This window comes from Arcicella sp. GW822-FHT02H01, assembly GCF_058802005.1.
Genome location: NZ_JBXANT010000001.1, coordinates 3,306,360 through 3,319,695, shown reverse-complemented (window position 1 = coordinate 3,319,695; position 13,336 = coordinate 3,306,360). Strand labels below are relative to the sequence as shown.

The following is a 13,336-nucleotide window of genomic DNA, read 5'->3' as shown; positions in this document are numbered from 1 at the left end:
TTATTTTGATAACAAAATAATCAACGCTTATTTAAGCTTAATTTCTTGTTTCAAACGTTCGTTTTCTTTGGTTAAACTATCCGCTTTGAAATAAAGATATAAGGCTGCTATTAAAAAAACCTTTGATAAAATAAAGACTGCTATAAAAGCTGGACGCCAATATTTATGTACTTTGATATGCGTATCGTTTACCTCTACTTCTAAATATCGCGGTTGTTCATCCTGAGCAGTTTGTTGCTCAGATGAATACGTTTGCTGATAATGATCCGATTTAACTATTCCTGCATGTTGTGCATTCAAAGCAATGGTTTCTCTAATAATCGGTGGTGGTGGAACAGCATTTTTTGTATAAAAATCAGTAATGTCTATTTCCAGCACTTTAAGGGCCTCAGCAATATCTTTGTCAATTGATACTTGTTGTTCTACTTCTCTTCGTTCTTCTTCAGAAACAATGCCTAACAAGTAGCTTTCTAGTATTCCGCTTTGTATGTATTCTTGTTTTTTCACAATGGTATTCAATTAAGATTGGCGAAAAGTTTTGAAGTATTCACTGATAGCTTTATACACTCTGGCCTTCGGAATGTCCAGATGGCTAGCAATTGTATCAGCTGTTTTTCCTTGACGAAAGGATAAATCAAAAATAATTTTTGATTGCTCTATTGCTGACTCAGCACTAAATTGCTGAATCGTAGAAGCCCCTACATCAAGCTTTTCCTTATACAGCAATGCCTTTTCTCTTGCTTTCCTGATAATACATACAGCTATGCTTACTTTGTTTTCTACACAAGGATTTACCGTTAATGAATCAAATAAATCAATCATTACTTCTTGTGCTATTTGATTCTGAGGTACTATCTGCAAGATAATACCATAGGCTATCGAACCATATTCATCATACAGTGAAAGGCTATTAGTCGAGACAGATGACTTATTTCCTCCTGATAATTGGAGGTTCGATGATTCAAATTCACTCATGACAAATCAAATTAAATGGCAAACTGTTTAAGAAACTCAACGATGGATTTGAGTAAATACAAACTTAGAAAATCAATTGATAAGATATTTCTTTCAATCCAGTTAAAGGCAATAATAATTGTTTTTTTCCTTTACTTTCACGAATGATTGCTTTATTAGTTTCTGTTGAATTTACCTGTACATAATATTGCTGATTATCTACTGAAAAACGGTTATTGCCAAGGTTAGCAATGGCACTGCCTTCAGCCAATAAAGCATACAATTTAGCATCTGTTGTATTGCCTTCAAAACTTAAATGACGATTAATCCCTTCATTTTGTGTCATTGGCAAAGAAGTATCTTTTACTTTTACTCCTTTGTACTCATACATAAAATCAGGAAAGGATATTTGCTGACCAGCTACATCATATTTTTTAAAACTGTATCCCTTATATTTCAAATCGTTTTTGGTCAACGTATCTGGGAAAGGCGCAGAGTCACTCGCTAAAAATGCTAAAGGAAACTTATCGTTCGAAGTAATAGCAGACCCCATCGGTACAGAAGTTTGAGGCTCGCCACGGTCATACCACATCAATGTAGCATCCAAGAATTTTCCCCTCCATAGTTGTAAATATCCTCCTTGGTTTAAGTCATAAGAATAACTCAACCCGTTTGGTAATCCTACATTGATACCATGTGTTTTTTTCTTATCGCCATATACAATAAATGAACGTTGTAAAACGGGCTCTTGACTTACTTTTACTTCGATTAGCGGTGTGGCTTCTGGTTCTGGCAACGATGTTCTTTCGGTAATTCCTTGTTTAGGGGCACCGATTCTCTCTATAAAACAGCCAAGGGCTTTAGGACCCCAACCAAAGTCTTTAGCATGAAGTAACGTATAAGTATGTTCACCAGCCGTAAGTTTCGTACTTCCTTTTACGTCCTCGCTATACCAATGATCGCCTTTGGTAATAGTATCTTTATCAATTATCAATGCTCCCGTACCAGTCCAGTTAGTGGTGAATGTATACGTATCTGTCTCTGGAATCGTGATTTTACCTTGAAATTTCAACAAGTAATCTGATTTCGCCTCCGCAAGTTTCATCGATGGCTTTGGGGCAGTACTTGTCTTTACAGGCTTATTTGTACCTGTTTGAAGGCTTGCATATTTTCCTTGGTAATATTCATAATTAGTTGGACTAAACGTAGCAAGGGCTTTATCAAAAACTTCGTACTTGATGTTTTTGAATGCCACAGCACCATGGTCTCCTTGAATTCTGATAGGCCCTGTTGCAGCTTCTTTCGGAGAAATAGCCCCACGTGTTACCCCCGTAAGTTCAATGTTTTCATGGATGATAATGCCATTTAACACTACTTTGTTGAAACGAGCATTCGTGATTTTATTACCTGAGGCATCAAAAGTAGGTGCTTTGAAATCAATCTCCAGATGATTCCACAAGCCTGGAGCTTTCACGGCATTTTGGCGAGGTGCGTGTCCTTCATATCCTTCGTTGCCAGCCCCACGAGCTTCGTCCCAACGATGATAGATAGCACCACAATCACCATCAGTGACTTGTTTTTTCAACCATGAATCCAGAATCTGCACCTCGTAGCGTCCTTGTAAGTAAACGCCAGAATTAGAGCCTTTCGGAATCATAAAGTCGAGTGATAGCCTAATGTCGCCATGCTCAAGTTTAAAAATCAAATCATCATTTGATTGATACTTGGCCCCTTTCGCAGAGGCATATAGAATACCCTTTCCTTCGGTACTTGTTAAAGTAGCCGATTGGTAATCTCCTGAAATACCCCCCACAATTGTCCAGTTTGCACTCGGATTTTTGAAGGCTCCTAAATCATTGAGCGGAATTTCAGTTTGGGCAAACGTTGAAATTGGAAATAATAGAAATAATAGTTTTTTCATTGTTTTTTTAATATTTCAGGAAATTTATAAAAAAAAACTGCTTTGATTATCACGTTTTGGCATTAATTTTCACAAAAAAACCATAACACATTAGAACACTTGCTTTCTTATCGTTTCAAGCAATTTTTTATAAATAAAGCTTCTGCCTTTTTTTGTCCTTTAGTCGCTAAATAATTCCAATCTGAACAGGCATTCTTCTCAACTTTTAAGGTAAAATAAGCATCTGCTCTTTTGTACAACGCATCAAAGGCGTCGTCTTTCATCAAGATACATTTTGTATACAGCTTGATAGCTTTTATATAATTCTTTTTTTCAATCTGTCTGTCGCCTCTATCCATCAGGCTTGCATAGAGTGTGGGGTCAAAATAGTTATTATCGTTCTCCACATCTTCTTTATCGTTGCCAAAATCAAACTCATAATTAAATACTACGTTTACTTGTTTTCCATCAATATCCGCTGGAATCCATTGTTTTCGTGTTTGCAAAATAGCTTGTATGAGCTTATCATTATAGCTTGAATCAGAGCTTTGTTGGATGATTACATCTTTCAATATTCCACTTTTTGTTACCATAAAAGCCACTTTGAAATTGCCTTTCTTCCTTATTGGAAAATCAAAAGCTGTTTCGATAGCTTCATAGGAATATTGATAAACATCTTCAAAAGTATTAAAGCTAGCTCCTCTAAACATTTCCCTCCCTGTTTTAAATTTAGGGAAAATGTATTTGCTAAATGCGTAGGCAGAATCTCCATTTGCCTGAATTTTAAGATTTGCTCTAATATATCGCCTCTCAAAATATTCCCCTGAGCTTTCTTTGGTAGCAAGGTAATGATAACGGCGCAACTGATAGTCAGGAATATCCAAAAGCATCTGCGTAAATACCAGCTCGTAATCAGTAAGTTTTTCTATTTTATAAAATACTGCTCTGCCAACTAACAAAGTATCTCCAAATATTTCAAAAGGGGTATTCACCGCTTCTTTTCCTTGTATGACAGTAACGGTATTAGTTTTTCTGAAAATAAGCATCGAGGCCACTATTTCATCAACAGCAGGGTCATCGTTGCTACTTCCATCTTTCATATCAATATAATCTTTCATCCAATTGCCAATAATTTTTTGAGCATAATTGTTTGAAGTCTTAATCTTTCCCTGACTTATCCCTGAAAAGGCAAATAATAAAAACAGTAATAGTAGAGAGAATACTTTCATAAATAAAACCTTCATTTAAAGCCAATTAGTTATCAAAATAATCACAAATTTTCGAAATATAATAAAATAGTAGCATTATTTAGAGCGAATTCTTAAACCCATTTGAAAACCAAGCCAAAAGGTAGAATGGTCGGTAGCGAACAAAGGGGTATAGCTTGGTATACGGCTGAATGGTTTGCCTTGCCAAGTATTAATGTTGTATCTATCAATAAGAAGTGCTTTGAATGATGGGCCAAAGGTAATGGCAGCGTTTCGGGCAATTTGTTTTTCAAAACTTATATCAAATTTATATAAAGCCCCAACATTCGGATTAAAGGCATCGTATTCTACTAAAACATTGGCCACTAAATCTGTATTAAGCATCCATCCGTGGCTCATTTCATAGGCACGCCCAATGCCATAGCCTGCACTGAAAAGTTCTCGGGTTCTGAGGAAATTATAGCCAATCGTTACAATATTATAAAACTTTCTTACCCCTGTTTTGAACGTTACACTTCCTGTTTCGTTTTCATCAAGCGTTAATTCCAACCGTTTATAGCCATCCTTTGAACTAACAAAACTTAATAACCCAAAAGGGGTTGATTCTGATGTTTCACTAATATTCAATAGCCCTATTTGCTTTCCTTTTTTCCCCACATCTTTAGCAAAGTTGATAAGACCCACTTGCCAACCATTGGATGTTTTTGCTACTACATTGATACCATCACTCAATTGTAGTCCTTTGCCTAAATTACCCGCAATGTTTAGTAAATAACTCACCTGCACACCTCTTAGCTCGCCCCCTACAATATTTCCTAGCCCTGCTATTTGTAAACCACTTGCATCGTGATGAATGCCATTTAATAAACCTCCGATTTCTAATTTATTCACTCCACCAGAATACCCCATCAGGATATTCACTGAAAAATCATTTACGATACTTCCAGAAAGTAGGCGGTTGGTTCCTAAGAAAGGGAGTAATGATACTTGAAGTCTTTGATTAAGGGTATCATTGATGTTAAAGGCATTGATCCGCTGGCTTCGTCTGACAAAGAATTTCCCTACGCCATCTTTAAATCTTTCCCAGTCTGTTCGATAAGCCAAGGAATCGGAAGGGACAAAAACAGGATGAAAACTTTCGTCGCCAGCAGCATCTACAAAGGCAGGACGATTATCTTTAAAGACAGGTGCAGATTCAATCATCTGGTTTCTTTTTTGGAACAACTCCATTTGTTCAATCGAGTTGTCATCAAAAGCCGATTCATAAGTCAACTCTTTTTTCTCTGCCACTAATTCAATATTGAGGTAATCGTTCTGAGCATTTCTTATTAAAACTATTTGATGTTCATAGCCTGGTTTGGAGATACTTAACCGAATGGGGAATTTCTTAGTAGATAGCTTAATTTTATAAAAGCCAAATTGATTAGAAATTGCCGAGGCTAAACTCGTTTTCTCATAAATACTCGCATCTGGCAGTTTAATACCTTCTTCGGGGTCTACGATATAGCCACTTAATACAAAATGTAAGTTTTGATTTTCTGTAATATTTTTCTGAAGAATAACATATTGTCCACGTACTTTGTAGCTAATAGAGGTGCCAAAAATTTGTTTTAGCACATCCCTTACTGGACGGTTGGTAACAGCCAAATCTATTCGCCTGTCACTATCAATCAAATTAGAATTATAGGAAAAATTAAAACCTCCTTCGCTAGCAATGATATCTAGCACTTGGGTAATTTTATCATTATTGAACCTAACACTAATATTTCGTTCTAAAATAGGGATTTGTCCTAAAGAAGAATGAGTAATTAACAGTAAAAAACAAATATTTAAAGCAACGTATTTAAAATAATAAGCTATCATAGTGGAACGATTTTCAAATCGTTATTCAATCCATTCTACTGACAGCCTTCGCCATGAAGCACGATTGAATCTCCTTTTTTGATAATTTTCAGGTTGAAGGTTTCGGAAATTATGGTGAGAATATTATCCAAGCTTTCTTGCTGGAAGGTGGCAGTCAGTTTACAGTTTTTAATTTTATCTTGCTCAAAAACAATACTTTTTCCAAAATTATCTGAAAGCAATTGGGCTACTTCATCTAAACTAGTCTCTTCAAAATTAAACGATTTTGTTTTGTAATAAAGTATGTTTTCGTCGACATTTATCGATTTTACAATAGCCTCTTCTCCTTTTGAAATTTCAGCTTTTTCGCCTTTTACTAGAATAACTTGCTGAGTATTTTTTGAAAATTGTACTTTCCCTGTATTCACCACTACTTGTACCTGAGCATCATAAGCTTTTACATTAAATGATGTTCCGAGTACTTTTATATCTGTACCATTGGCGTGAATGATAAAAGGATGGGCTTTGTCATGGTGTACATCAAAAAAAGCTTCTCCCGTTAGTTTTACTTCTCTGGTATCTCCTTCAAAATTCTCAGGAAAACTAATTGTCGAGTTTTTATTTAAAAAGACTTTTGTTCCGTCAGCTAAGACTTTTTCTGTAGGAATATTACCCGTTTGGAAAGTAAGTAATGCAATGTCTGGCTCAGTATTCTTCTTCACCAAAAACACTACTCCGATGATGAAAATTAAAACTGCTGCAATTTTGAGGAAATTGTTAAAGACAAGATTGATAACATTTGACTTTCTTCCTTCCAACTGGTGTTCGCTACCTCCACTTTTATGAGGCAAAGGTTTTATATAATTTGATTCATCAGCTGTTCTCTTGATTTTCTCTGAGCCAATACCGAGTTTTGCCCAAGCAGTATCCACATCAACTGTTTGTTGATTATTTAACAAGGCACTCTTTTCCCAGATAATACTTGTATGTTCGAAGGTTTTTTGATTATCATCCGACAAACTAATCCACTCGTTTACAGCATCAGCTTCCTGACTATCAGCTTCTTCTGCAAGGTATTTTGCCAGTAAATCGTCTATGTTTTCTTCGTTAATCATCTTAAACCCAAAGGCTTTTATATATGTAATTTTAGTATTTGGTTATTAAGCAATAGTTTTGAATAGATAGAGATTTAGAAAGTTTTTATTACTTTAAGTGCTTATTTCCTTTATGGTTATTTTAATAGAAAAGTACCCAAAATAGTAATAAAGGCAAATAATCTGCCAATTCTGTTCGCATAATTTTGAGTGCTTTCCCTATTTGATTTTCTACCGTTTTGATAGAAAGCCCCAATTGGTTAGCTATTTCTTGATATTTCAGTTCTTCAAATCTACTCATTTTAAAAATAAGTCTGCATTGTTCTGGCAGTTTTTCTAATGCTTCAGCTATGCGGATTTCAAGTTCATTTTTATCTAATAAATCAGTGGCAGAATCAAATGTATTTTCTATAAACTCACCAACATGTTGGCGATATACTTCTTGTACTTTAAGGTGTTTTATACGATTTAAACAAGTGTTGTGAACAGCTCGATAAAGATATGATTTTAAAGAAACTGTTATTTCTATTTCTTGGCGCTGTTCCCAAAATTTCAGGAAAACGCTTTGCACTATTTCTTCGGCATCATCCATGTCTTTTAGGATGTTGCAAGAATAGTTGCATAAAGCCTGATAGTGCTTTCGAAACATTGCTTCAAAAACACGCTCATTTCCTTGTCGGATGGCTAACAAAATATCAGAATCAGTGAGTTGCAAAATTTCAAGAGATTATTTTCCGTAGAGTTACTCTCACAAAATTACAACTCTTACTTGACATTTTTAGTGATGACAACTAAAATTGGTTTAACCCCTACGATAAAAATGATGATTGGTCAAATTATACTTTAAGGCATCATAAATATTCAAGTAATTATCATTGAATCTCTATTTTTCATTGCGTTCTTTGTGGAATATTTCTTTTTTATCTAGCAAAAATATGAATAGATTTTTTTTACAGGCTGGTACTTTACTTGCTGGTCTTTCGGTAGCATTAGGTGCTTTTGGAGCCCACGCTTTTAAGGCTGCCTTGGAAGCCGCTAATCGAACAGATACTTTTGAAACGGCAGCTCGTTATCAAATGTATGGAGCTTTAGCATTAATTCTAGTAGGAATTTTAACAGATAAGATTTCACACAAATTCTTGAATTGGGCAGGATATTCGTTACTAATCGGAACACTTATTTTTGCAGGTTCTCTTTATTTGATATGTGCTACTGGCGTAACAATGTGGGGAGCAATAACGCCCATCGGAGGAACGGCATTGATAGTGGGTTGGGTATTTTTATTTTTAGGGGTTTCGAAAAAGGTTTAAACTTAACATCTGACTCAACTATATATTTCTCTCTATTCCAAGAGTAAAACTTTATCACTAGGGAGAGACTTAAGTCCCTCCCTAGTGATAAAGTTTTACTGCATCCTGACTTGTTCCAAGCTTACCCACACTATTTCTCCCATTGTTCTACACTTCAAGAATTGATCAGAGTTATAATATTTTGCTAACTCATTTTTAAGTTGCTCCGTATTTTCGGGGGTTGATATATCGTCTTTTGCCATAATTGCCATTAGTTCATAAACTCTTTGGCTTTCTACTTTCATCCTTTTTGAAATCAGCGAGCGTTCCTCTATTTGATACTGCTTTACAGATTCGGGGGTCATATGACGCATACCCATTTCAATCAAAGGATTATTCTGTTTAAAATATTGTGGCATATAAACAGTTCGTTTTCCTTCATAGCTCTGTTGGTCAAAATCAATCGACCTTATTCTAAAATATACTTCTTCAAAATCTGGGGTAATTTCTACTACGAAGTTGGAAGAGTGCATATCTCCTAGCAATAGCACCAAACATCTTTCATTGAATTTAACAAATTCTTTTGCCAAACGTATTTCATTGATGTTAGGGTCGCTCAGGTAATTCTTAAAAAACTGGTCACCTGGAATCCCTGCAATGTGCTCCTCCACCAAAGAGTTTTCGTAAGTAAGATAACTGATTCTATTAGGCGAAAGCAGGTGTTCTAATTCCATCCCGTAGACTCTGGAACAGTCGGCTCTTTTGATGTAAAAATAATCGAAGTTATCATTTACTCTGTTTACAATGCGTATCCTAAAAGGTTGTGTATTTCCATAAGTACACAAATCTACCCTATCAACAGTAAGGTGTTTTATTACCTTTTCATCTCCATCCGTTTTTAAATCAGCATAAATTTTCTTGAGTCCTTCATAAACATGTTCAATCTCGGAATGTGGGAAAAAAACGGTAATCCAAAAGGTATCATTCCCAAATTTGTCATACAAACTTATCGAGCTTTCAAAGCGTAATAAATCGGCATATTGAATTGGCATTTTAATCTCCCGACCATATTTTGTTAAATATTTTCTGAGTTGAAGATTAATCTTGAAAGGGACTTTCTTTTTAGATATTAATGCCATGTTCTAATAAAATTAGCTGTAAATAATAAGGCTACTATCAATTTACCACCTAGAAAGAACTTGTGTACGATGGGCATCTATTTTCAAAAATATAAATAATAAAATTGAAAACGACCATAGCGACGACCCTCCATAACTAAAAAATGGAAGAGGAATACCAATAACGGGCATCAGTCCAATAGTCATGCCTATGTTGACCATAAAGTGGAAAAAAAGTATGGAGACTACTCCATAGCCGTAGACTCGGGCAAACCTAGATTTCTGTTGGTCGGCCAGATAAGCGACTCGAAGCAAAAGTGCCAAGAATAGACCTACTACCAGTAAACTACCGAGAAAACCTTCTTCTTCGCCTACTGTACAGAAAATAAAGTCGGTACTTTGTTCGGGTACAAAATCAAATTTTGTTTGTGTTCCTTGTAAATATCCTTTCCCAAAAAGGCCTCCAGAGCCAATGGCAATTTTAGCTTGACGAACGTTATAGCCTGTTTTTTTCCTATCAAAGTCAGGGTCAATTAATACTTTTATACGGTTACGTTGATGTTGTTGCAATACATTATTAATAGCCCAGTCAACGCCCGTAACGAACAATCCCATTACAACGGCAATACCTATGATGGTAATGATATTTTTTGTTTTACGTTCATAACGAGGCATCAATAAAATAACAATACCTACTAATACGGCCAAACCGATATAAATTTCCCATTCTTCAAAAATCAAAGACAGCACGAACAAGATAATAGTAGAAAGAAAAACAGCAGGATAAATCCCTGGAAGCCCTTCGCGATATAATAAAATCATGAAAGATGCGAAGACTAAGGCAACGCCTGTTTCATGAGAAGCTAGAATAAGGATAGGGGGAATTAGGATAATCAACGCTACTGTAAACTGGTCTTTAAAACGAGTCAGGTTCACCATTGGCGTACTTATGTATTTTGCCAATGCCAACGCTGTAGCCATTTTAGCAAACTCTGCTGGCTGTAATTGAAACCCACCTATCCTAAACCACGAATGTGAGCCTTTTACCTCAGTTCCAACGAGCAAGACCACGATGAGCATGAAGGTAAAAAAGCCATAAATAATAAAAGCGAAAGTATCGTAAAAGCGATAATCAATCACCAAAATGGCAATAATGAGCAAGACCGTTGTACCAATCCAAATAAGTTGCCTACCTGCATTGGTATCAAAGAAGCCTGGGTCGCCAATCCAAAGTGGGTTTTCAGGATTATAAATGGCGGCATAGATATTAAACCAGCCTACAGTTACGCAAACGATAAAAAGTAAGACTGTAATCCAGTCTAAATTTTTTGATATTTTTTCTTGCCTTGCCAAGTTAAGTTCGATGAATTAAGTCATGCAATTAACATTGCACAACGGTATTTTTAGGAAATGAGAAAATTGAGTCTGAGCATATTTTTAATTCGCTACTTTCTTTTTCTCTACTGGTTTGATATTGGTTGTAGGTTTCTTGGGGCTCATCGGAATTTTTACTTCATTCGTTTTTGGTGAGCCTCCAAGTGGTAAAGTGATGGTTGTAGGGCTTGTTAAAAATAATTCCTCATCTACTTTCTGAGCGGTATCTGGCTTCATTTTCGTTTTTGGTTTCGAAGCCATTTCATTTCTCACCGTAAGCATATTCGGATAACTTTTATTCATCCATTTCGTTTCAATGGCTTTGCGGTCTACATGCCCTTTGATATATTTTTCAATACACAAAGAAGCAATTGGTGCGGCGTGCGCTCCACCAGACCCTGCGTTTTCTACAAAAACGGCAATGGCAATTTTGGGGTTTTCTTTAGGAGCAAATGCAATGAAAATAGAATGGTTTTCTCCATGTCGGTTTTGTGACGTTCCTGTTTTTCCACACATTTGAATATCATTCATTCTACCGTCTCCCGACACCGTTCCGTTGTTTACAGCCAGTACCATTCCGTCAATCACTGTATTAAAATGGCGTTGGTCGATTCCAACTGATACTCTCTCTTTATATTTCGGATCAATTTCACCAAATTGGTCAACTCCTTTTACCAAATGTGGGCGAATATACCAACCTCTGTTAGCAATTATCGCCGCAACGTTTGCCATTTTCAAAGGATTCACAATAATTTCACCTTCGCCAATGCTATTACTAGCGATATTCGAGAACTTCCATGAAAGCTCTCCCTTATACATTTTATTGTAATACTTTACATCAGGCAACTTTCCTTTTTTCTCATTAGGCAAATCTATTTCTAAGGATTGACCGATACCAAATTTGGCCACCATCTCATCCCATTTCTGTAAACCTAAAGCAGACTTCTTGAATATATTTTTCTCAGAGTTATTGTAAATCATGCGTTTATAAGTCTGATAAAAATAAGGGTTACAAGAGTACTGAATGGCTTTTTGAACATCGCTCGCCACGGGGTGGTTGTGGCTACAACGAATGGGCGAACCCGCATGCCCAAACCCTGTTCCCGGACTAATAACTCCCATTTGTAACGCTACCAATGCTTGTATAATTTTAAAGGTAGACCCCGGACGATAATAAGCACTTGGCGGACGATTCAGTAAAGGGTGAAGCGGATTGAGGTTCAGTGTTTGAAAGTATTTTGAAAAAGTACGTCCTGATAATTGACTTGGGTCATAGGTTGGAGCAGACACCATTGCCAGTACTTCGCCCGAACTTGGTTCTATCGCTACTACACTACCGACCTTGTGTTGCATCAAACTATCGGCATAAGCTTGTAGGTTGATATCTATTGAGCTCAATAAATTTTTACCTGCAATAGGGTTTTTATCAAAAGCGCCACCTTTGAAGGGGCCTTTTTCCACTCCCCTACTATTCACCATCATATATTTGATGCCCCTTTCTCCCCGAAGGTCTTCTTCATAAAATCTTTCAAGACCTGTTACGCCAATATAATCTCCTTGTCGGTAGTATTCGTCACCATCTTCTTCCAATTTTTCCAAGCGTTCAGGGCTAATTTCACCTACATATCCTAAAGCGTTTGCCATGGCTTTTGAATCATAAGTACGAACGGCACTTAGTTGAAATTCAAAACCAGGGTAATCTACCATAGCATCTTGTACTTTGGCAAAATCTTCACGAGAAAGCTGTCTTAAAAAAAGAGAAGGACGCACGGGCGAATATATCCTTGCTAAGTGCGTAAGGCTATCGAAGCTCTGGCGGGTAATGCCAAAAATGCTACAGAATTTTAAGGTATCTGCAACTTTAGCTTTTTTTGGAGTAATATATAAATCATAAACTACCGTGTTGCTTACGATAAGTTTCTTGTTTCTATCATATACCAAGCCTCTGAAAGGTGATTGAATTATCTTTCTGATGGCATTATTTTCAGCATCTAATTTATAGGTTTCATCCACTACTTGCAGGAAGAAAAGCCTACAAATATAAATTAATCCGATAAGTATGAAAAATCCCTGAATAAATCGTTTTCTTAGTTCGTCCACGAGTAATAAAATATTTATATAAATAAGCCCAAAGGCGAATAAATGTCTACGTTTTTAAATCATGATAGCATTATTGGTACGGATTCTCCGTAGAATTCACGCAAGAACTCTATTGGAAAAACAATACCAGAAATCATTATACAAAATTTGTTATTTTTCGGGAAATTATCAATGAAAGGAGCAAATGAGTTGTAATATTTTGATAAATTATTCTTTAGGTAAACCTTTGATAAAAAGGTACATTCCTCCAAATATAAAAAACAATGAACAGCCAATGGTAAACCAAGGAGTTTTCATCATCATTTTTTCATCGAGCCATCTTCCTAAAAATACACCAGTCGCTATTGTGACAAGCATTTGCATACCTGCACCCATATAACGCATGTATTTATTGTTATTATTTTGAGAATCGTCTTTCATGATATTAATTAAATTTGAAACTGAACAATTAAAAAAT

The 13,336-nt window shown here is 36.0% G+C and carries 12 protein-coding genes; 1 reads left to right on the top strand and 11 read right to left on the bottom strand.

From position 1 onward, the window contains the following. Window positions 1–27 precede the first annotated feature (27 nt). From AC1RNE_RS13975 to AC1RNE_RS13945, 7 genes are all read right to left on the bottom strand, one after another. Window positions 28–507, bottom strand: coding sequence for a hypothetical protein (locus AC1RNE_RS13975; protein WP_492801590.1), 480 nt, complete (start codon window positions 505–507; stop codon window positions 28–30). 12 nt (window positions 508–519) lie between these two features. Continuing rightward, window positions 520–975, bottom strand: coding sequence for a hypothetical protein (locus tag AC1RNE_RS13970; protein WP_492801588.1), 456 nt, complete (start codon window positions 973–975; stop codon window positions 520–522). A gap of 64 nt (window positions 976–1,039) precedes the next feature. Next, entirely contained in the window at window positions 1,040–2,875 is a 1,836-nt protein-coding gene (locus AC1RNE_RS13965) for a 3-keto-disaccharide hydrolase (RefSeq protein ID WP_492801586.1), read from the bottom strand. 107 nt (window positions 2,876–2,982) lie between these two features. Beyond that, entirely contained in the window at window positions 2,983–4,083 is a 1,101-nt protein-coding gene (locus AC1RNE_RS13960; protein WP_492801584.1) for a hypothetical protein, read from the bottom strand. A 75-nt stretch (window positions 4,084–4,158) separates the two neighbouring features. After that, window positions 4,159–5,925 carry an STN and carboxypeptidase regulatory-like domain-containing protein gene (locus AC1RNE_RS13955; RefSeq protein WP_492801583.1) on the bottom strand — a complete coding sequence of 589 codons (1,767 nt, stop codon included), beginning with the start codon at window positions 5,923–5,925 and terminating at the stop codon, window positions 4,159–4,161. 35 nt (window positions 5,926–5,960) lie between these two features. Next, a complete protein-coding gene (locus AC1RNE_RS13950) occupies window positions 5,961–7,019 on the bottom strand; it encodes a FecR family protein (protein ID WP_492801581.1) in 1,059 nt (352 codons plus the stop codon). A 121-nt stretch (window positions 7,020–7,140) separates the two neighbouring features. Next, entirely contained in the window at window positions 7,141–7,713 is a 573-nt protein-coding gene (locus AC1RNE_RS13945) for an RNA polymerase sigma-70 factor (protein WP_309921097.1), read from the bottom strand. Window positions 7,714–7,933: 220 nt separating this feature from the next. Between AC1RNE_RS13945 and AC1RNE_RS13940 the strand changes: the two genes are divergently transcribed. Further along, window positions 7,934–8,308 (top strand): DUF423 domain-containing protein, encoded by a 375-nt coding sequence (locus AC1RNE_RS13940; RefSeq protein WP_492801580.1) that lies wholly within the window; start codon window positions 7,934–7,936, stop codon window positions 8,306–8,308. A gap of 95 nt (window positions 8,309–8,403) precedes the next feature. Here the strand turns inward: AC1RNE_RS13940 and AC1RNE_RS13935 are convergent, their stop codons facing one another. The 4 genes from AC1RNE_RS13935 to AC1RNE_RS13920 all read right to left on the bottom strand — a co-directional run bounded on the left by AC1RNE_RS13935 (window position 8,404) and on the right by AC1RNE_RS13920 (window position 13,299). After that, window positions 8,404–9,426: a hypothetical protein gene (locus tag AC1RNE_RS13935; RefSeq protein ID WP_492801578.1), complete on the bottom strand. Its 1,023-nt coding sequence runs from the start codon at window positions 9,424–9,426 to the stop codon at window positions 8,404–8,406. 42 nt (window positions 9,427–9,468) lie between these two features. Continuing rightward, window positions 9,469–10,758, bottom strand: a complete 1,290-nt coding sequence (gene rodA / locus AC1RNE_RS13930; RefSeq protein ID WP_492801576.1) for a rod shape-determining protein RodA — start codon at window positions 10,756–10,758, stop codon at window positions 9,469–9,471. 84 nt (window positions 10,759–10,842) lie between these two features. After that, window positions 10,843–12,879: a penicillin-binding transpeptidase domain-containing protein gene (locus AC1RNE_RS13925; protein WP_492801575.1), complete on the bottom strand. Its 2,037-nt coding sequence runs from the start codon at window positions 12,877–12,879 to the stop codon at window positions 10,843–10,845. 207 nt (window positions 12,880–13,086) lie between these two features. Continuing rightward, on the bottom strand, window positions 13,087–13,299 hold the full coding sequence (locus tag AC1RNE_RS13920) for an AtpZ/AtpI family protein (RefSeq protein WP_309921110.1): 213 nt from the start codon (window positions 13,297–13,299) through the stop codon (window positions 13,087–13,089). Window positions 13,300–13,336 lie beyond the last annotated feature (37 nt).